This window comes from Streptomyces sp. NPDC001678 (assembly GCF_042892945.1).
Classification (GTDB): domain Bacteria; phylum Actinomycetota; class Actinomycetes; order Streptomycetales; family Streptomycetaceae; genus Streptomyces.
In genome coordinates this window covers 233,053-251,846 of sequence record NZ_JBIAUP010000009.1, presented here as the reverse complement: position 1 = coordinate 251,846, position 18,794 = coordinate 233,053, and the positions used below count along the sequence as shown (strand labels likewise).

Genomic DNA, 18,794 nt, shown 5'->3' with positions numbered 1-18,794 from the left:
CACTGCTGCTGCCAAGGCCCTGACAACGCCTCACCAAGGCACTTTCCCGGGATCAGCCCTGGGTCAACACCCCATCAACTCCCCCATCCACCCCTCGATTCCGTCCGGCGTGCGCGGCAGCGCCCCCGACATCAGCCGCGCCCCCTCGGCCGTGATCACCAGGTCGTCCTCGATCCGCACCCCGATGCCGCGCAGTTCGGGCGGCAGCGTCTCGTCGTCGGGCTGGAGGTAGAGCCCGGGTTCGACGGTGAGCACCTGCCCCTCCTCCAGGACGCCGTCGAGATAGGCGTCCGCCCGGGCCTGGGCGCAGTCGTGGACGTCCAGGCCGAGCATGTGGCCGCTGCTGCAGAGGGTGTAACGGCGGTGGAAGTCGCCTTCCGCGCTCTTGAGGACGCCCCACTCCACGAGGCCTTCCGCGATGACCCGCATGGCGGCCCGGTGGAAGTCACGGAAGCTCGCGCCCGGTTCGAGGGCGGCGATGCCCGCCTCCTGCGCGGCGAGGACCAGCTCGTACACCTGGCGCTGGACGGGCGAGAAGCGGCCGGAGAGCGGCAGGGTGCGGGTGATGTCGGCGGTGTAGAGGGTGTCCGTCTCCACCCCGGCGTCCAGCAGGAGCAGTTCACGGGGGTCGAGGGGCCCGTCGTTGCGTATCCAGTGCAGCACGCACGCGTGCGCTCCGGAGGCGGCGATGGTCTCGTAGCCGGTGCCGTTGCCCTCGGCGCGGGCGCGCAGGCCGAAGACGCCCTCGATCCACCGCTCGCCGCGCGGGTGGGCCAGCGCGCGCGGCAGCGCCCGGACGACGTCCTCGAATCCGGCGGTGGTGTGGTCCACGGCCAGCTGGAGCTGTTCGACCTCCCAGGCGTCCTTGACCAGCCGCAGCTCACTGAGGGCGGAGGCGAGTTCGGCGTCGGTGGACGCGGCGCGGCCGGGAGGCAGCCGACCGGGGTCGTCGAGGGGGACGCAGCGGATGCCGGTCATACGCTCGGCCTCGGCCAGGTCGGGGCGCCGGCCGACCCAGAACTCGCCGTAGCGGCGGTCCCGGTAGAACTCCTCGCCCGTGCGCGGCGAGCGGGGCCGCACATGGAGGACGGCTTCATGGCCGTGCGGGCCATCGGGCTCCATGACCAGCACGTGGCCCGCCTGTTCCTCACCCGTCAGCCCGGTGAGCCAGGCGTACGCGCTGTGCGGCCGGAAGCGGTGGTCGCAGTCGTTGGACCGGACCTTCAGCCACCCGGCGGGGACGATCAGCCGCTCGCCGGGGAAGCGCGCGGACAGCCGGGCGCGGCGGGCGGCGGCGAGGTCCGCGACGGGCAGCCGGACGCCGCCGGGGAGCGGGGTGGCCGCCCAGCCGCCCGCCATGAAGCGCTCCAGCTCAGGCGATACGGGGAGGTCGTGACTGACGGTCCGGAGCGCGGTGGACGCGGGTTCGCGCATGAACTCCTCCTCGGACACGGATACATAACGGAGTAGCTGACATCTTGTCAGTGCAATTTCACATTACTACGTTACACATCACATGGCGCCTCACCGGTCCCCCACGTACCGCCTGTCACAGGGTGGTTGATGCCCGGTGGGCCGTCGGCCTCCGGCGTGCGCGCCTTCTTCCACCGCGCGCCGCCGCTCCACACCTCCCACACAGGAGTTCATCGGTGTTCCACTCCGCCACCGTGCGCAGATCCCTGCTCACCACCGCGATAGCGCTGACCCTCTCGGCCACGGCCGTCCAGACCGGCTACGCGCTCTCCTCCCCCACCCCCGCGAGACCCGCCGCCCCCACCACGGCCGTACGGTCCGACGCCCTCACGCCCAACCCCTTCGACGAGGTCACCCGCCTGGCCAAGGCCCCCGAGCCGGAGACGGGCAAGACCAGCGCGCCCGGCGGGCTGACCGACGGGCGCGTGCCCGGCCCGCAGCCGGGCAAGAAGGGCAAGGACGGCAAGAATCCGGCGCCGTCCGTCGCCCCGCGCGTCACCCTCGGCGGCTCGAGCGTTCCCTGCACGGTCGACGGCGTCAGCAGGCTCTCCCCCGAGCAGTTCGCCGACTTCCTCATGGACCCGGCCGTCACCGCCGACGGCTGCCTGCGCGACATCCTGTGGACCTGGGACCAGCGACTGGTCACGGTCTTCTCGAAGGAGAACGTCCGAGCCGTCGCCCAGCGCGCCGAGCGCTACGGCTACTGGCACGACGGGAAGAACACCTCCCACACGCTGGAGATGTTCACCTACCTCCACGCGGCGGCCTACCACGACTTCTCGCACGACGAGATCGACCTCTCCGACGCCACGACCGTCGAGGCCGTCCGCCGGGCGGTGTACTACTTCGGCATCGCACAGCACACGTTCGACGCCACCCGCGTCAACGGCGAGACCCTGCGCGAGGCCCTGTACGCCGCGAGCTCCCCCGGGCTGCGTCAGTCCCAGCTCCCGCTGATGAAGCGGATCCTGGGCATGTTCGACGCCTCCCACCCCGACACCGCCAAGGACGCGGGCTGGGGCGGTGCCGCGCTGGGCGCGCTGTCCGTGAGCTACCTGGGCGTCTACAACAACGACACCGCCTTCCGCTCGGCCGTCGCCGCCGACCCGGCCTACCGCGCCGCCCTCAAGGCGTTCGCCGGTTACTCCCACCTCAAGGGCACGGACAACGCCTGGGTGGCCCGCGACGCGGTCAACGAGTACGGCCGCCTCGGCCAGATCGACGCGCTCAAGGGCGAGGTCACCTCCGCGCTGGGCGGGCTGCTGGACACGGTCGTCCGCGCCTTCGGCCAGGGCAGCGAGCCCTGGGGCAAGACCGTCGCCTGGCTCAACGAGTACGGCGCCTGCAAGCAGTACGGGGTGTGCAAGGCGGACATCGACCGGCGCCTGTTCCCGTACACGTACACCTACGACAACGGCGGCATCAAGGTCCGTACCGCGCTCGACCGGGCCACCGTCGACCGGCTGTACTACGCGAGCAAGCAGGTCAAGGCGCAGTACCACCGGGTGCTCGGCACCGACCAGCCGCTGGCGGGCGACACCAACTCCACGCTGAACATCGTCCTGTACGCCTCCCGCTCGGACTACGAGATCTACCACCCGCTGCTGACCGGCATGGGCACCAACAACGGCGGCATCTACATCGAGAACGGCGCCACCTTCTACACCTACGAGCGCCGCGTGCCCCAGGACTCCACGCTCACCCTCGAAGAGCTCTTCCGCCACGAGTACACCCACTACCTCAATGGCCGCTGGGCGGTGCCCGGCAGCTTCGGCGAGGGCCCGTGGTACCAGAACGACCGCACCACGGCGATGGACGAGGGCACCGCCGAGTTCTTCGACGGATCGACGCGCGGCGACGGCATACGGGTGCGCAAGTCGCTGGTGCAGGGCATCATCAACGACACGGCGGGCGGCAAGCCGCGCATGACCGTCGACCAGCTGCTGCACGCCGAGTACGACCGCGACGGCTTCCGGTTCTACAACTACGCCGGCACGTTCTTCGAGTACCTGTGGAGCGAGCGGCCGTCGCTGCTGCGGGAGATGTACGGCTATCTGCGCGCGAACGACGTGGCGGGCTTCGACGCCTGGCGCAGCCGCATGGGCCGCGACTGGTATGTGCAGCGCGATTACGACGCGTTCCTCGACAAGCAGATCGGCAAGGTCAAGGACCTCTACGTGCCGGCCACCGCGTTCACCCCGGTGAACCAGCTGCGGGACGCCTCGGCCTCCGCCGTCCGCTCGTCCTTCACCGCGGCGACCGGCCAGTCGCCCGACTGCCGGGCCGCGGGCTCCTCCGACCGCCCGCGCTTCGTCTGCACCGGCCGGATCACCGCGAACCTCAGCAGCCCGGGCGACGCCGACCTGGTCTTCAAGGACATGTCCAAGACGGTCGACTACTTCATCCTCGACCGCGCCAAGGCGGGCGCCAACAACCTCGCCGACATGAACTGCTCCTTCGGCAAGGTCGACCTGTGGTCCGGCCGTCCCGTAGGCACGGCGGACTACAGCTGTGAGGGGCCGCTGCGCGGCTGACCCGTCCGGGTGAGGTCGCCCCCGCCGGGCCGGGGGCGGCCTCCGGACATCTTCCTGCGGAACGGGAATAGCCGGGCGGCTTTCGGTATTTCATGGGACGGCACGCGCGATACGGACGGATCCGCGCGCGGGTTCCCGGACGAAGAGACGATGAAAGGGACGGATGACATGCCGCTGCAGGGTGAGTACGAGCCGAGCCCGGCCAAGTGGGTGCGGGACCAGGTCGAGCTGATCGAGAGCTCCGGGGGCGCCGAGGGGACCACCCTGCGGGGCGTGCCGGTCATCCTCCTGACGACCCGGGGCGCGAAGAGCGGCAAGCTCCGCAAGACGCCGCTCATGCGGGTGGAGCACGAGGGCGCGTACGCCGCCGTCGCCTCGAAGGGCGGCGCCCCCAAGCACCCGGTCTGGTACCACAACCTCCTCGCCGACCCCCGGGTGGAGCTGCGGGACGGCACGCTGCTCCAGGACATGACGGCCCGTCAGGTATCCGGCGAGGAGCGGGCCGCGTGGTGGGCGCGGGCCGTCGAGGTGTGGCCGGACTACGCCGAGTACCGGGAGAAGACCTCCCGGGAGATCCCCGTCTTCGTCCTGGAGCCGTCCCGCACCGCGCACTGACGTCTCTCGGCCGCGCCGGGACACGGGTGGCATGGGACCGGGGTGTCCGGGCAGACGCACGACGAACTGTCGTCCCGGCTCACCCGGAGGAGATTCCATGCTGCTCGCCCACCCTGCCGTGCTCGACGAGCTCGTCCGGCGGTACACAGCGCTCGAGCGCGCACTGGCATCGGGTGACGGGGACCCCGCGACCCGGCGGCGGCTGGACGACGTCGTCTACACCCTGTGCGTGTCGACGGGCACCCGTGACATCGACGCGGCCCTGGCCGCCGCGCGACGCCGGGTGCCCGGAGCGGGCCGGGCGGCGGACTGACCTCCGCCGCCTTCGGCCGCTGCTGGTGCTAGCAGGCCTGGACGTACCAGACCGGGCCCCAGTTGCCGTTGACCGGGCCGTAGGGGGCCGGCGGAGTGGTGTAGATCCAGTCCCGGTTCTTGTTGTACATGAAGGCCTGGGTGCCCCTGGACTGGTTGTTCTGCCAGGAACCACCGCTGTTCCAGCCGTCCGGGATCTCCTGAAGGACATCGCACTTGGAGATGTTCCACTGGTCGCCCGAGCGGTTGGAACCCTTCCAGCCGCAGAAGTACAGGTACGGACAGGAAGCGGCCAGGGCGTTCGTGGGGGCGGAGCGGGCCGGCGGGCCGTTCAGCTCCCGCGCGTACGTCTCGCCGGGCACCGTGACCAGGATGGTGCCGCCCTTCAGGGCGATCTTGTTGAGCGCGATCCGCCGGCCGTCCGTCGCGTCGACATACGCGTCGACGCGCTGCCGCAGCCCGGCCACCTGGTCGGCTGTCAGGCCCGCGCGGACGGCCTGGTCCGCGAAGGCGGTCCGCGTGTCGGCGGCGCTGTTCGTCGGCATGATGGCGGCGGACAGTCCGGCGAAGGCCACGGCCGCGGCGAGGGCGGCTCTGTGGGATGTGCGCATGGGTCCTCCATCCGAGGAAAGGGGATGTGCGCGTACGGGCGGTTGCCCCCCTGCTGCCTATCGCAGGGGCAGGCACGTCGCCAGGGCGAGGACCGGCCGGGGCGGGCAAACACGCCAGGCGCCCACCAGGGTTCATGCGGCGCACCCCGGATGACGACGGCGACAAGTCGGCCGGATTACCGACCGGCCACGTCCGCCAGGTAGTCGTCCAGGGTCCGGCGCGGCAGCCAGCCCTGGGCACGCGCCTTGCCGGTGTCCAGGACGACCGGGTGGGCGAGCTGGTCCACGGCGTAGCGCGAGAGCGCGGCCCCGGCCTCCGGGCGCAGCCGCGCCGCCGCCTCGGCGGCGCGGGCGGCGGACCGGGCCAGGCCGAGCGGCAGATGACGGATCCGGGCCCGGACGCCATGGGCCCGCAGCACCCGGCGCAGGGCCGCGTCACGGCCGTGGGCGACGGCGTCGGCGATGTTGTAGGCGCCCGGCGGCCAGCCGGGCGCGGCGAGCGCGGCGTCGGCGAGGTTCTCCACGGCCGTCAGGCTCAGCGGTACGTCCGGGCCGGGCAGCAGGAGCGTGCCGGCGCGGACGCGGGAGCGCAGCCGGGGCAACAGGTGGGGGTCGCCCGGGCCGTAGACGGCCCGGGGGCGCAGGACGACCGCGCCGGCGTCCAGGGCCAGGCGCTCGCCGGCGGCCTTGGTGCGGCCGTAGGCGTTGAGCTGGCCGGAGACCGGGTGGTCCTCGCGGACCAGGGAGCGGTCGGCGCGGGGGTCGTAGACGCTGGCGCTGCCGATCCAGACGACGGGGCGCCCGGCGGCGGCGTCCATCAGACGGGCGGTTCCCTCGACGTTGACGGCGCGCATCAGGGCCTCGGCGCGGGAGCCGGGGGCGGGGTCGCCGACGGCGGCCGCGCAGTGGACGACCACATCGGCGCCCGCGAGGCCGGGCGCCTCGCGCGCGGCGTCCCAGGGGACGTGCCGGCCCACGGGGCCGGGGCGGCGCCCCACGCACACCACGTCCGCGAACCGGGCCGCGGCGAGGGCGATGTGGGAGCCGCAGAAGCCGCTCGCCCCGGTGACGGCGATACGGAGCTGCGCCGCCGGGCTCATGCCGCCTCCCGTGCCGGGTGCCCGCCGGGCGCGACGACCAGCGAGCGCCAGCCGGGCAGCGCGGCCCGGCGGTCGGCGCGGGCGCGGACGACGACGGGGCGGTGGGGGGCGAGGGCGTACAGGAAGTCCTCCAGCTGGGCGGTGACGAGCCGGGCCCCGGGGCAGGCGTGCGGTCCGGCGCCGAAGACGAGCCGGGACAGGGCGGGTTCGGCCGGGTGGTGGCAGTCGGGGTCGTCGGTGTGCGCGCGGACGGCGTGGCGGGCGACGAGCAGCAGCCGGTCGCCCGCCCGTACGGGGCGGCCGCCCAGCGTGCCCGGTCCGGCGGCGACGCGGGGCAGCAGCGGGGACGGCGCGGTGACGCGCAGCAGCTCCCGGGCCAGGGCGGGGCGCAGCGTGTCGTCGGCGGCCCGGTCCCACCAGCCGGCGTCCGCGCACCAGGCGGCGGCGCGGGGCAGTGCGGCGACGACGGTGGTGACGGAGGCGACGGCGAGCATCGCCCGTGCGGCGGCGTCGGTCGCGGCCGTGTCGCGGCCGGGCCCGTCGAGCGCGTCCAGCAGCCGTCGTACGGCGTCGTCGGCGTCGGCACCGGCCCGGGACCAGGATCGGGGCCAAGGCCGGGGCGGGGAGGGCAGGTGTTCCCGCACGGCCGCCGCGGCGGCATCGGCGGCGGCGTCGGCGAGCCGCACCGGGTCGGCGTCCACCCCCAGCAGGGCGCACGCCGTAACTCCGGCCGTCTTCCGGGCCAGGGCCACGAGGTCGACGTCCCGCCCCTCGGCCAGCGGGGCGAGGCCGCGCGCGAGCGTGTCCTGCCACAGCGGCCGGAGGCGGGCCACGCCCCCGGCGGACAACCCGTCGGCGAGCCCCCGCCGCGCGGCGCGGTGTGCCGCGCCCTGCTGGTCGAACAGGACGCCGCCAGCGGCGTCGCCGGGGCCGGTGCCGGCTCCCAGCGCGGACCGGGCGGCCCCGCCGGTCGTCCCGGCGGCCACCCGGTCCAGCGGCAGGCGGGTCAGGGCGTGCCGCAGGGCGTCGGCGTCGTTGACGATCAGGGTGCGGCCGATGCGGAGGACGGGCTTGTGGCGCGCGGCGGCGAGCAGGGTGAAGAGGACGGGGTGCGCGGCTGTGTAAACCTGCCGGTCCCGCCGACGTGCGGCGGCGGTGCCGACCGAGCGCGTCGGCGAGGCCGAACGGGCGGGCGAGGGCGGGGGGAAGGGCACCGTGGGGCCTGCGGGCACGCCAAGGACCGTGGGCCCGCCGAGTGCCACGGGCGCGGCGGCAGCCGTGGCCTCACCGGGATCCCCTGCCGGTGAGGCCATCGTCGCGGACGGGCTTATGGCAGCGCCGGTGACCCCGGCAAGCCCCGCCGTCACCGTTGCGGCGAAGGGGCAGCTCTTCAACAGCGTCCGTCGCGGGTCATCGGCCGCATGGGTCGTGATTCGCTCTGTCGTCATGTCATGTCTCTCTTCCGGCTGATGAGGCACGCCGCGATTCGCGCGGGCACCCGGCGGGGGCGCGGCTCCGCCCCGCGAGCAACGCCGCCGCCTTCCGTGCGGCGGCCGCGCGGTCCGGTTTGCGGGAGCGACCCGCGAGGGGGATGTCCGTGAAGAGGACGGCGTCGGGGCGGGCCGTGCCCATGCGGGCGAAGGGGGCCGCGAGTGCGGCGCGCAGGGCGCGTGGGTCCGCACCAGCGGCGGGCTGGACGAGGGCGGCGAGTCGTTCGTCGCCGTCGGGCGCGGGGACGCCGACGAGCAGGGCGAGTTCGACGCCGGGGACGTGCAGGGCCGGTTCGTAAAGGCCGGGGTAGATGTTCTCGGCGCCGCGCAGCACCATGTCCTTGCAGCGGCCCTCGAGGACGATCCGGCCGTCCGCGTCCAGGCGGGCCCGGTCGCCGGTGCGGACCCAGGGGTCGGGGTCCTCGCCGAGGTAGCGGTGGCGGGCGGCGGCCCCGGACAGGAGCAGTTCGCCGTCGGTGTCGCGGCGGGCCCCGACGCCGGGCAGCGGGGTGCCCACGAGGTCGCCGTCGCCCGTGAACGCGGCCTTCTCGGCCTGTTCCACGGCGGCGGCCGGGAAGAGTTCCGTCAGGGCGTAGACGCCCCACGCCTCGGTGGCCCCGGCGCGTTTGACGCGCGCGAGCAGTTCGGCGCTCGCGGGTGCCGAGCCCGTCCAGACGCCGCCCGTGAAGGGGGCGCCGGCGCCGAGCGCCGCCCGGAGCCGCGGGGGCGTCAGATACGTGGCCTGGGGGCGGAGCCGGGCCAGTTGACGGGCGAGGACGCGGGGCCGGCGGGCGGGGAGCGCGACCGGGGCGCCTTGGGCCAGGGACGGTACGAGGACGAAGAAGGTGCCGCCGAGCACGGGCCGGCCGGGGCGGGGCGCGACGAGTCCGGTGACGGCGCTCATGCCCGCCGCGAGGGAGGAGCGGGTGTGCACCACGGCGCGGGGGCGCGCGGTCGTCCCGGAGGTGAAGACGACGGCCGCGTCGCCGTCGTCGTCCGGCCGGGCGGGCAGGGCGGTGCGCGGCGCCGTGAGGTCCAGGGGCGCGGCGCAGCCGGGGAGTCGGGGGCCGAGGGTGGCGACGGGGCCGAGCTCGCCCAGGTCGGGCAGGGCGAGCCGGGCGCGGCGGGCCAGGGGCCGGGCCCAGCCGGCGGCGGCCTGGGCGGTGGCGTCGGCGAGGACGAGGGCGGGCCGGGCCAGGGCGAGGCGGGCGCGCAGCACGTCGGGGCCCGCGCCGGGGTCGAGGACGGCGGCGCGCAGGCCCAGCCGGTCGGCGGCGAGCAGGACGGCGAGGGCACGGGGGCCGGGGCGTACGGCGACGCCGAGGGTGTCGCCGGCGGCGAGGCCCCGGGCGTGGAGGGCGGCGGCGTAGGCGTCGGCGAGTTCGGCGAGGTCGCCCCGGGTGGCGCGGACGCGGACCGCCCCGGTGCGGGTGGTGGTGAGGACGGCGGGGTGGTGGGGGCGGCGGCGCAGGGCGTGGTCGAGGCGGTCGAGCATCAGCGCGGGTCCTCCCCGAGCGGGCCGCAGCCTTTGTCCAGGTACCAGCGGGCGGTGCCGGCGAGGCCGTAGGCGCGCAGGCGGCGGGTGGAGTTCTCCACGACCATGTCCTTGGCGTGGGTGATGGCCGTGGTGTGGCGGCGGACGCGGTTGAGGAAGGCCCGGTCGGTGGGCGAGGGGCGCCGTGGCATGCCGCCGACGGTCAGATAGAGCCCGGCGGTGATGGCCATGTTGTTGCCGGCGTGCATCCGGTAGGGGGCGAGGTAGCCGTGCCGGCGGGCGTGGGCGGGGCGCAGCCGGCCGAAGGCGGCGGCGAGCGCGACGGCGGTGCGGAAGGCGGCGCGGCCGAGGGGTCCGTGTTCGTCGCGGCGGGCGTCGATCCGGCCGCACACCAGTCGTGGGCCGGGCCGCCGGGTGAGCGCGGCGCGGGCGGCGGCGGTCCAGCCGGGCCGGGGCAGGCAGTCGGCGTCGGTGCGGGCGAGGTAGCCGGCGCCGTGGTCGATGGCGTGGCGGAAGGCGGTGTCGACGGCGCAGCCCACGCCCTTCTCGGGCTCCTCCAGGACGTGGACGGGGAAGGGGGCGCGGGCGGCGAATTCCCGGGCGATGCGGCCGGTGCCGTCGGTGGAGGCGTTGTCGACGACGACGAGTGTGAAGTCGCGGTCGTGCTGGGCGGCGAGGGCGCGCAGGGTGTCGCCGATGCGGGCCTCTTCCTGGTGGGCGGGGACGACGACCCACAGTTCGGTGGTCACGCGGCCGCCTCCGACTTCTCCCAGACCATGGTCATGACGCTGATGCCGCCGCCGAGGCCGACGAACAGGACGCGGTCGCCGGGGGCCAGTTCGCCGTGGATCCGGTCGAGCTGGACGCCGAGGGTGGCACTGGCGATGTTGCCGAGTTCGGGCACGGTGAGGACGAGCTTGTCCCGGGGGACGCCGCTGAGCTCGACGAAGCGTTCCAGGTAGGGCAGGGTCACCTGGTGGACGAGGACGTGGCGGTAGTCGTCCCAGTCCAGGCCGGTGCGCCTGTGTACGCGGTCGAGGACGGCGGTGCCGCTCTTCTCGAACACCTCGCGCAGTTCGCGGCCGTCGCCGTGGAAGTAGGTGTGCTCCTCCGAGCGCGGGTGGCGGGAGCCGCCGCCGGGGATGCCGCCGACGGACCAGTGCTCGGAGTGGGTCTCGGTGCCGATGTCGAGGATGCCGCCCCGGTCGACCGGCTCGACCACGACGGCGGCGCCGGCGTCCCCGAAGGTGTAGCCGGCGAAGCCGTCGCGGAACTGCCCGGGGCCGGCGGGGGCGCGGCGGATCGCGCGGCTGGGGGTCTCCCCGGTGACGACCAGGGCGCGCCGGGCGCGGCCGGCCAGGATCATGGCGCGGGCGGTGTCGATGCCGTTGAGGAAGCTGTTGCAGGCGTTGCTGACGTCGAGGGCGTGCGCGGTGGAGCCCAGGGCGGCCTGGACGATGTGCGCGGTGGCCGGTTCGGCGACGTCGCGCGTCGCGGAGGCGTATATCAGCAGGTCGATGTCGAGCGGGTGGAGACCGGCGGAGCGCAGGGCGCGGCGGGCCGCGCCGAGGGCGAGCGTCGAGGCGTACTCGCCGTCGGCCGCGACGCGGCGGGTGACGATGCCGGTGGTGCGCCGGAAGAGCCCCCGGGGCAGCGGGAGCCCGGCGGCGCGGGCCACCTCCTCCTGCAACCGCTCGGAGGTCAGGGTCCGTTCGGGCAGGTACGACCCGGTGGCGGTGATGCCGGCCCCGCCCCGGGGCCGGCACACGGTCTTGCTGTTCTCGCACATGCCGTCAAGCTTCCGGCCGCTTCCGGGTGACGGCGTGAGTACGCGTACTCAAGTGCGGCTGAGGAGATCAGGCAGAACGGTGGGCTCCGCTCTGAGCCGCGGATACAGGGCGTGCGGACGTACAGACTTACGGACGTGCGACGGTCAGTCGCAGCGGGACGTGGCGCACAGCCGCCACTGGGCGGGCCAGTCGGGGGCTCCGCCGCCGGGCGCGTTCTCGGTGATCTGCCAGTAGCGGTCGCGGTTCCACTCGCGGGCGGTCACCTTGAGCCGCTTGTCGGGCAGTTCGGTGACGGTGCTCGGCTGGCTGAGGCCGACGCCGGTCTCGGGGACCTTGCCCATGGGGGCCGGCGGCTGCCAGACGCCGTCGTCGGGCGTCTGGGCGCGCGACTCCATGCCGCCCTGCGCGGAGCGGGAGGAGGCCATGGCGACGAGCGTGCCGTCGGAGCGGGTGAAGAGCACGAGGAAGCCGTGGTACGGGGCCGGGGACAGACCGAAGTTCTCGGGGGCGGACCAGGCGCCGCCGTCCGGGCCCTGGACGGCGTGGCAGAAGCCGCCGTGGTCGAGCCAGAACAGCTCCAGGCCGCCCGCGGCGTTCTCGGTGGCGGTGAGGAAGGAGGCCTTGGGGCCCACGGTGCCGGCGCTGACGCGCTCCCAGGCTCCGTAGGCGCCGCCGGGCCCGCTCTGCGCGCGGTGCCAGACGAAGGGCAGGCCCTGGGTGGCCGTGCTGTCGTAGAACGCCTGGAACTGGTCGACGCGGCCGTCGGACCGGGGCACGGAGACCGGGTCGCCCGCCGCGCCCGTGGCCACGCCGCGCGCTCCGTCGTCCATGGCGCAGCCGCTCGCGGCGGTGGCCCGTGGGCCGGGCTGCGCCGCGGGAGCCGGCGGCGCGACCGCCAGGGCTCCGGCGCAGGCGAGGGCCAGGGCGGCGACGGCACGTAAGGAACCTCTCAGTGATCTCCCCATGGCCAACTCCTACCCCACGAGGGCCACTTCACACACCAGTTCGCGCTGGGCGGTGCGGGCCGCCGCCGGACCGCCCAGCGGAATTTCCAATTCCATCGTAATTCGCTATTTTGACCGCGGATCAGGAATTCCGGAGGGCCGGCCGCCTTTCTTCTTCCGCATGCCCGTGCATTTTTAACACGTTTTTATCGAAGCGTTCTAGTAAAGCGTTTAAGGAAGACATATATGTCTGGCAGAAGTTCACGCTCGGTGTGGTCGGCCGGTCTCGTCACCGCCACGATGGCCGCGGGGCTGTTCGCCGCCGCGCCCGCGGGTGCGGTCACGGGCCCCGAGGCCAAGGACGGCGCCTATGCCTACACCGCCAAGCTCGACATCGGCGGGGGCAAGCGGTCCTGTACGGCCGCGCTGGTCGACGCGCAGTGGGTCGTGACCGCGGCGAGCTGCTTCACCGACACCGCCCAGCAGGCCACCTCCCTGGCGCACGGCAAGCCGTCCCTCAAGACGACCGCCACCGTCGGCCGCGCCGACCTCGGCACCGACGCCGGTATCGTCACCGAGGTCGTGGAGCTGGTGCCCCAGGCCGGCCGTGACCTGGTCCTGGCCCGGCTGGCCCAGCCGGCCACCGGCGTCTCCCCCGTGGCCCTGGCCGCCGCCGCGCCCGCCAAGGGCGAGGTCCTCAAGGCCGTCGGATTCGGCCGGACGAAGACCGAGTGGGTGCCCAACAAGGCGCACACCGCCACGGCCACCGTGGACGGCCTCGCCGCCACCACCGTGAACATCACCGGCAAGAGCCTCGACGACTCTCTGTGCAAGGGCGACATGGGCGCCCCGCTGCTGCGCGAGAAGGACGGCAAGACCGAGCTGGTCGGCGTCAACACCGGCTCCTGGCAGGGCGGTTGCCTGGGCGCCGCTGCGGGCGAGACCCGCACCGGCGCGGTCGCCACCCGCACCGACGACCTGGGCGACTGGATCCGCACCACCGTCAAGAACACCACCAGCCTGGTGGGCGTCGGCTCGGGCCGCTGCATGGACATGTCCAGCGACAAGGGCACCACCACGCCGTGGCTGTGGAACTGCTGGGGCGGCAACAACCAGAAGTGGACCTACACCGCCGACAAGGAGCTGCGCGTCTTCGGTGACATGTGCCTCGACGCGGCCGGCGGCGGCACGACCGGCGGCACCCCGCTGATCATCTGGTCCTGCAACGGCGGCGCCAACCAGAAGTGGAACCTCAACGCCGACGGCAGCATCACCGGCGTCCCCTCCGGCCTCTGCGTGGACGTCTCGCACGAGGCGACCGAGAACGACTCCCCGATCGGCCTGTGGTACTGCAACGGCGGCAACCACCAGAAGTGGAACCGCGTCTGACGCGGACCGCGCCACACACCTGTGCCCCCTGTCCGTCCGGTGACCGCCGGACGGACAGGGGGCACACGCCTGTGCGGACTACGACCCGGCGGGCGCGGGGCTCCCGGCGGCCTGGGCCGTCTCGATGTCCTCGTGGAAATCGGTGGTCGCCTCGGCGGCGGCCGCCCCGGAGACCAGCAGGCACGCCAGCAGCGCGGCAGCCACGCTCCGCGCCCGGACGAAGGAGCCCCGCGTGACCGGCGGCGCGGACAGCAGCGCCGCCACCCTGCGGGGCACCGGCCCCGCGGCCGCCGGCAGCGCGCCCACCGGCCGTGCCCGGCCGGTGGGCGCGGCCGAGGCGGCCAGCGCCGCGCGCGCCACGGCCCGGGCCGCCAGCCTGCGGTCGCCGACCGCGGCGGCGGCCGCCTCGTCGGCCCATCGCTCCGCCTGGAAGGCCAGCGGTTCGCGCAGGCCGCGCAGCGCGGGGTGCGCGCAGGCGGCCAGCCGTGCGAGCAGCAGCAAAAGGTGGTGCCGGCCCGCCAGATGGGCCCGCTCGTGGGCCAGCAGCACCGCGCGTTCGTCCGCGTCGAGGCCGCGCAGCATGCCGGCGGTGACGACCACGCCGCCCGGCCGGCCGGGCAGGGCATAGGCGTCGGCCCCCGCCACGGGCAGCACCGTGAGGTCGCCCGCGCGGGAGTGCCCGGCGAGCTCCCGGGCGGCCTGGGCCCGCGCGGCACGGTGGCCGTGCAGCACCCGGACGACGGCGGCGGCCACCGCCCCGGCGGCCAGGGCCGCCACGACGCCGACGGGCACGGCCGCGGGCGCGATGCGCTCCAGCAGCGGCACGGACAGATGACCGAGCGACGCCACCACGGGCAGCCGCAGCACCGCCGCGCCCGCCAGCAGCGCCAGGGCGGTCCCGGACAGGCAGGCGAGGGTGACAGCGGTGGCGACGAGGAGCAGCGCCGCCGGGCGCGGCGGCAGGGCGGCGGCCAGCCGGCGGGCGGCCGGCACGGCGAGGAAGGGGATGATCAGCGGCGCCCAGACGGCCCAGGTCACGGCCGGTTCCCCGGCTCGGCGGCCTGCTCCAGCAGCTCCCTGAGCACCACCTCGTCGGCGGAGGAGAGCCGGGAGACGAAGCGGGCGAGCACGCCCTGCCGGTCGTCGCCCTTGTCCAGCTCGGTGTGCATGCGCTGGGCGGCGAGGGCGGCCCGGTCCTCCACGGCCGGGCTGTAGGCGTACGCGCGCCCGGCCCGGACCCGGTCGAGGGTGCCCTTGGCGTGGAGCCGGGCCAGGGTGGTGGCGACCGTGGTGCGCGCGAGGGGCTCGGTGAGCGCGGCCTGGACCTCCGGCGGGGTGAGCGGGCGGTCGGCCGCCCAGAGGACGACCAGTACGGCGGCTTCCAGCTCACCGGCCTGTCGGCGTATGTCCTCGGTCACCGGAACCGTCCTCTCATCACGATCGTCTACTGTCATGTAGACCGTCTATCGGAATGTAGACGATGGCGTGCCGGTCGGCACACCCGTCCGCCCTCGATTATGGGAGGCCCCGCGCCCCATGCTCGCACCACCCTCCGCCCTTCCGGCCACCCCCGTACCGGCCGCGTCCGCGCCGTCGGGTCCCTCGCTCGCCTTCGACGGCTCGACGATCGACGGCGGCTGGTACACGGACGTCACCCAGCTGGCGCGGCACTCCGCCCGCCTGCTCAACGACGTCATGTCCGCGTGGTCCTCCTACGGGCTCGCCCTGTTCGCGCTGCTGATGCTGGTGGTGTGGTGGCGGGCACGGCGCGCGGACGCCGCGACGATGGCCCGCGCCCTGGCCGTGCCCGTCGTGGTCGTCCTCGTCTACGGCGTGGACATGGTGCTGAAGTCGGTGGTGCGCGAGGTGCGGCCCTGCCGGTCGATCCCGCACAGCTTCACGCTGGAGTCCTGCCCCGCGCCGTCCGACTGGGCCTTCCCCAGCAATCACACGGTCATCGCCTTCTCCGCCGCCACCGCGCTGTGGCTGCTGGACCGGAAGCTGGGGGCGCTCGCCTTCCTGGCGGCCGTGGCGATGGGCTTCTCCCGGATCTGGGTCGGCGCCCACTATCCGCACGACGTCGCCGCCGGAGCGCTGGTGGGTGTGCTGGTCGCACTGCCCCTGGCGGCGGCCTCCGAACGGGCGGCGCCCTGGGTGGAGCGCGCCCGGAACGGCAGGCTCCGCCCGCTGCTGGCCGCCGACTGAGCGCGAGCCGGGCAACGGGCGCTCCCCCGGCACGACGCCGGGGCGAGCGCCCGTCGCATGCGGCGACGCCAGTCAGCGCCCCCGGCCGCCCCGGGCGTCGGCCCGGCCCCGGATGCCGGCCTGTCCCCGGGCGTCGGCCTGGACGAGGGCGTGGGTGCCGCTGGTCCGCCAGGGCGCCCCGCCGCTCTCCAGCGCGGTCACCGTCGCCTCGTCCAGGCCCGTGATCACATCGGATTTGAGGGTGCGCAGCGCGACGACCGGCCCCGGGAAGTGGGCGGTCCGCTCGGTGAAGGGCGTCGTGGCCGGCCAGTGCCGGTCGCCGACGAGCCGGCGGTAGTTCAGATCGCCCTTCATGACGGTCACCGTCGCCGCCGCGAACTCGTCGCGCAGCTCCCCGGGCATCTCGTCGTACGGCAGCGGGGCACAGAAGAACGCGTGGGCGCGCACCTCCAGTTCCCCGGCGGCCATCGCCCGCCACAGCCGCCCGCCCGCCGCCGCGGCGCCCCTCCCCGGTGCCCGGCGGAGCCGGCGCAGGGCGTCGGCCACGTCGGCCATGGTGGCGTCGGAGACGTAGTACGGGTACGGCTTGACGTGGAGGACGGCACGGCGGGCCCGGCCGCTCCGCAGGAGGTGGTCGAGGAGAAGCAGGTCGGGGATGAGCTCCGGCCCGGCGTTGTCCGCGACGAGGTGGACCTCGGCCGGGCGGCCCTCCGGCAGCAGGGCCCAGAACAGGGCGCTGTCGTCCGCGACGAGAGCCGGGCCCGCGCCGGTGGCGGCCATGTCGCCGGCGGTGATACGGAAGCCCAGGTCGGCGCGGTTGCCCCAGAGCGCGGCCCGCAGCAGGGCCGCGTCATGCGCGGCGGGGTCCGCCTCCTCCAGCTCGTCGAGGACGGCCAGCGCGTCGTCGACCGCCGGGCCGGCGAGCTCCGCGTGCTTGAACGGGGCGAAGGGATCCACGCCCTGCCAGGGGCCGGGCGCGAAGTAGCCGACGGCGTCGAGGAGCCTGCGGTAGAAGTAGCTCTCGGCCCACAGGAACGGCGCGGCGAACCACGAGGTGCCGAGGTGACCCCGGTCCCAGGCCCGCCACCGCTCTTGGTCGTGGGCGCCGGCGGGCAGCGGCTCGATGACGCCCTCGGCGGTCTCGGCCAAGAGCGCGTCGAGGGCCCGGTGCTGCTCCGGCCCGTAGGGGGAGGCGTCGCGCAGCCGCTGGACGAGCGCGGGGTGACGCTTGGCCCACACCTCCCACGCGAACGAGCCGGGCTCGTCGCTCCGGATCACGGGGGCGTCGACGGGTGCGGGCATGGCCTTCACTTCTCCTCCACGGTGCGGCTGCTCCGCACCGTACCCGGCGGCGGGTCCGCCGGGCCCGGCGCGTCAGGCCCTACCGGGCGTCACTTGAGGGCGCTGCGCTTCTTCCACTGGTCCCAGTTCTCCTGCCAGACCTCCAGGCCGTTGCCGACGTCCGTGATTTTGGTGCTGTCGGTGTTCTTGACCTCGACGGTCGAGCCGATCAGCAGGAAGTCGTAGATCTTCTTGGCGTCGCTGGTGGTCATGCCGAAGCAGCCGTGGCTGTTGTTCTCCACGCCGATGGAGTTGTTCCAGGGCGCGGAGTGGAGGAAGGTACCGGAGGCGGTGAGGTGGGTGACCCACTTGGATTCCAGCATCCACTCGTTGCCGTGGCCGATGGTGGAGGAGTCCATGGTCTCGTCCGCGTTCTTGCTGCGCACGGTGTGGATGCCGCCCCGGGTGGGGTCCGTCGGGGAGCCGGCGGAGCCCATGATGTGGCCGACCTCCTTGCCGTCCTCGTACATCGTCAGCTTGTGGGCGGGGACGTCGATGACGGCCTTGCGGTCGGCGCCTATGGTGAAGCCGAAGTCGTAGTTCCGCGCGAACCAGCCGCCCTCGCCGGAGTCGACGCCGGAGAGGTTGCCCTTCACGGAGACCTTGGTGCCGGTGGGCCAGTAGTCCTTGGGCCGCCAGTCGATGCGGTCCTGGCCCGACCAGTCCTTGACCCAGCCCCAGGCGCCCTCCACCTTCGGCTGGGTGGTGACGGTCAGGGACTTCTCTATCTCCGCGCGCTTCTCCTTGTCGACGGGGTGGTCGAAAAGGATGGAGACCGGCATGCCCGTGCCGACGGTCGCGCCGTTGCCAGGGGTGTTGGTGAGCTTGTTGACCTTGTCGGCCTGCTCGGTGGTGAAGGTCGCGGAGGCGGTGGACTCCTTGCCCTTGCCGCTCTTGCCGCCCTTGGCCTTGGTGTGCACGGTGTAGGTGGCGCCGGGCCCGGCGTTGCCGTCCGAGGTCCAGGAGGCGCCGTCACCGGAGAGCTTCCCCTCGACCTTGTTGCCCTTGCCGTCCTTCACCTCCACCTCGGTGAGCCGCCCGCCGTCGGCCTTCACCGAGATCGGCGAGCCGAGTTTGACGGCCGTCCCGCTCCCGGGAGTGATGGTCACCTTGGCCTCCGCCCCGGCGTCGGCCCCGGAACCGGAGCCGCCCGAGCAGGCGGTGAGGACGAGGGAGCCCATGAGGGCGGAGGCCCACAGGGTGGAGCGACGGCCCGTTCCGACGTGCACGTGAATCAACCTTTCTCGCACTTTCTCGCAGTGACAGACACCTCTACAGATGATCTGCACGCTTGTACGGTTGCACGGAGAAACGAAACATTTGCGCGATACAGCCAGTAGGGCGCCGGACGCCCTGTTCGTACGTCACCTCACGGGACGTCACGACCCCCGGGCGCCCCGGAATCCCCGCGCCGAAACCTCCGCCCGGCGTCGACAACCCGATCGACGGATCCCGCGCCGGATCCTTCCCCCGGCCCCGAAGCGGGCGCGTACCG

17 protein-coding genes are annotated in these 18,794 nt (G+C 74.1%); 5 read left to right on the top strand and 12 right to left on the bottom strand.

Annotated features, from left to right (window positions below; all coding sequences use genetic code 11):
- Positions 1 to 63 precede the first annotated feature (63 nt).
- Entirely contained in the window at positions 64 to 1,434 is a 1,371-nt protein-coding gene (locus tag ACFYZR_RS20700; RefSeq protein WP_391912263.1) for an aminopeptidase P family protein, read from the bottom strand.
- Between the two features lie 215 nt (positions 1,435 to 1,649).
- Between ACFYZR_RS20700 and ACFYZR_RS20695 the strand changes: the two genes are divergently transcribed.
- The 3 genes from ACFYZR_RS20695 to ACFYZR_RS20685 all read left to right on the top strand — a co-directional run bounded on the left by ACFYZR_RS20695 (position 1,650) and on the right by ACFYZR_RS20685 (position 4,935).
- Positions 1,650 to 4,007 (top strand): collagenase, encoded by a 2,358-nt coding sequence (locus tag ACFYZR_RS20695; RefSeq protein WP_391912261.1) that lies wholly within the window; start codon positions 1,650 to 1,652, stop codon positions 4,005 to 4,007.
- Between the two features lie 168 nt (positions 4,008 to 4,175).
- Complete coding sequence (locus tag ACFYZR_RS20690) at positions 4,176 to 4,622, top strand: nitroreductase family deazaflavin-dependent oxidoreductase (RefSeq protein WP_391912259.1); 447 nt, start codon at positions 4,176 to 4,178, stop codon at positions 4,620 to 4,622.
- Between the two features lie 97 nt (positions 4,623 to 4,719).
- Positions 4,720 to 4,935, top strand: a complete 216-nt coding sequence (locus tag ACFYZR_RS20685; protein ID WP_391912257.1) for a DUF5133 domain-containing protein — start codon at positions 4,720 to 4,722, stop codon at positions 4,933 to 4,935.
- A 28-nt stretch (positions 4,936 to 4,963) separates the two neighbouring features.
- Here ACFYZR_RS20685 and ACFYZR_RS20680 read toward each other — a convergent pair whose 3' ends face one another.
- The 7 genes from ACFYZR_RS20680 to ACFYZR_RS20650 all read right to left on the bottom strand — a co-directional run bounded on the left by ACFYZR_RS20680 (position 4,964) and on the right by ACFYZR_RS20650 (position 12,385).
- Positions 4,964 to 5,545, bottom strand: coding sequence for a hypothetical protein (locus ACFYZR_RS20680; protein WP_391912255.1), 582 nt, complete (start codon positions 5,543 to 5,545; stop codon positions 4,964 to 4,966).
- Positions 5,546 to 5,721: 176 nt separating this feature from the next.
- Complete coding sequence (locus tag ACFYZR_RS20675) at positions 5,722 to 6,645, bottom strand: NAD-dependent epimerase/dehydratase family protein (RefSeq protein WP_391912253.1); 924 nt, start codon at positions 6,643 to 6,645, stop codon at positions 5,722 to 5,724.
- Positions 6,642 to 7,877, bottom strand: a complete 1,236-nt coding sequence (locus tag ACFYZR_RS20670) for a cytochrome P450 (protein WP_391912251.1) — start codon at positions 7,875 to 7,877, stop codon at positions 6,642 to 6,644. The genes ACFYZR_RS20675 and ACFYZR_RS20670 overlap by 4 nt, the downstream gene beginning before the upstream one ends.
- A 217-nt stretch (positions 7,878 to 8,094) precedes the next feature.
- The gene (locus tag ACFYZR_RS20665) at positions 8,095 to 9,630 is read right to left on the bottom strand and encodes an AMP-binding protein (RefSeq protein WP_391912249.1); all 1,536 of its coding nucleotides are present in this window, start codon (positions 9,628 to 9,630) and stop codon (positions 8,095 to 8,097) included.
- On the bottom strand, positions 9,630 to 10,379 hold the full coding sequence (locus tag ACFYZR_RS20660) for a glycosyltransferase family A protein (RefSeq protein ID WP_391912246.1): 750 nt from the start codon (positions 10,377 to 10,379) through the stop codon (positions 9,630 to 9,632). Before ACFYZR_RS20660 ends, ACFYZR_RS20665 begins: the two co-directional genes overlap by 1 nt.
- Positions 10,376 to 11,419 (bottom strand): 3-oxoacyl-ACP synthase III family protein, encoded by a 1,044-nt coding sequence (locus ACFYZR_RS20655; RefSeq protein ID WP_391912244.1) that lies wholly within the window; start codon positions 11,417 to 11,419, stop codon positions 10,376 to 10,378. The genes ACFYZR_RS20660 and ACFYZR_RS20655 overlap by 4 nt, the downstream gene beginning before the upstream one ends.
- Before the next feature lie 144 nt (positions 11,420 to 11,563).
- Positions 11,564 to 12,385, bottom strand: a complete 822-nt coding sequence (locus ACFYZR_RS20650) for a hypothetical protein (RefSeq protein WP_391912242.1) — start codon at positions 12,383 to 12,385, stop codon at positions 11,564 to 11,566.
- A 225-nt stretch (positions 12,386 to 12,610) separates the two neighbouring features.
- Between ACFYZR_RS20650 and ACFYZR_RS20645 the strand changes: the two genes are divergently transcribed.
- Positions 12,611 to 13,753, top strand: coding sequence for a ricin-type beta-trefoil lectin domain protein (locus tag ACFYZR_RS20645; RefSeq protein WP_391912240.1), 1,143 nt, complete (start codon positions 12,611 to 12,613; stop codon positions 13,751 to 13,753).
- A 78-nt stretch (positions 13,754 to 13,831) separates the two neighbouring features.
- Here ACFYZR_RS20645 and ACFYZR_RS20640 read toward each other — a convergent pair whose 3' ends face one another.
- Together ACFYZR_RS20640 and ACFYZR_RS20635 are read right to left on the bottom strand one after the other, a co-directional pair.
- The gene (locus ACFYZR_RS20640) at positions 13,832 to 14,791 is read right to left on the bottom strand and encodes a M48 family metalloprotease (RefSeq protein ID WP_391912238.1); all 960 of its coding nucleotides are present in this window, start codon (positions 14,789 to 14,791) and stop codon (positions 13,832 to 13,834) included.
- Entirely contained in the window at positions 14,788 to 15,171 is a 384-nt protein-coding gene (locus ACFYZR_RS20635; RefSeq protein WP_391912236.1) for a BlaI/MecI/CopY family transcriptional regulator, read from the bottom strand. The genes ACFYZR_RS20640 and ACFYZR_RS20635 overlap by 4 nt, the downstream gene beginning before the upstream one ends.
- Before the next feature lie 118 nt (positions 15,172 to 15,289).
- On the opposite strand from ACFYZR_RS20635, the gene ACFYZR_RS20630 reads away from it, so the two are divergent.
- Positions 15,290 to 15,958 carry a phosphatase PAP2 family protein gene (locus ACFYZR_RS20630; protein WP_391912234.1) on the top strand — a complete coding sequence of 223 codons (669 nt, stop codon included), beginning with the start codon at positions 15,290 to 15,292 and terminating at the stop codon, positions 15,956 to 15,958.
- Between the two features lie 72 nt (positions 15,959 to 16,030).
- Here ACFYZR_RS20630 and ACFYZR_RS20625 read toward each other — a convergent pair whose 3' ends face one another.
- A complete protein-coding gene (locus tag ACFYZR_RS20625; protein ID WP_391912232.1) occupies positions 16,031 to 17,260 on the bottom strand; it encodes a damage-control phosphatase ARMT1 family protein in 1,230 nt (409 codons plus the stop codon).
- An 89-nt stretch (positions 17,261 to 17,349) separates the two neighbouring features.
- Positions 17,350 to 18,528, bottom strand: coding sequence for an Ig-like domain-containing protein (locus tag ACFYZR_RS20620; RefSeq protein ID WP_391912230.1), 1,179 nt, complete (start codon positions 18,526 to 18,528; stop codon positions 17,350 to 17,352).
- Positions 18,529 to 18,794 lie beyond the last annotated feature (266 nt).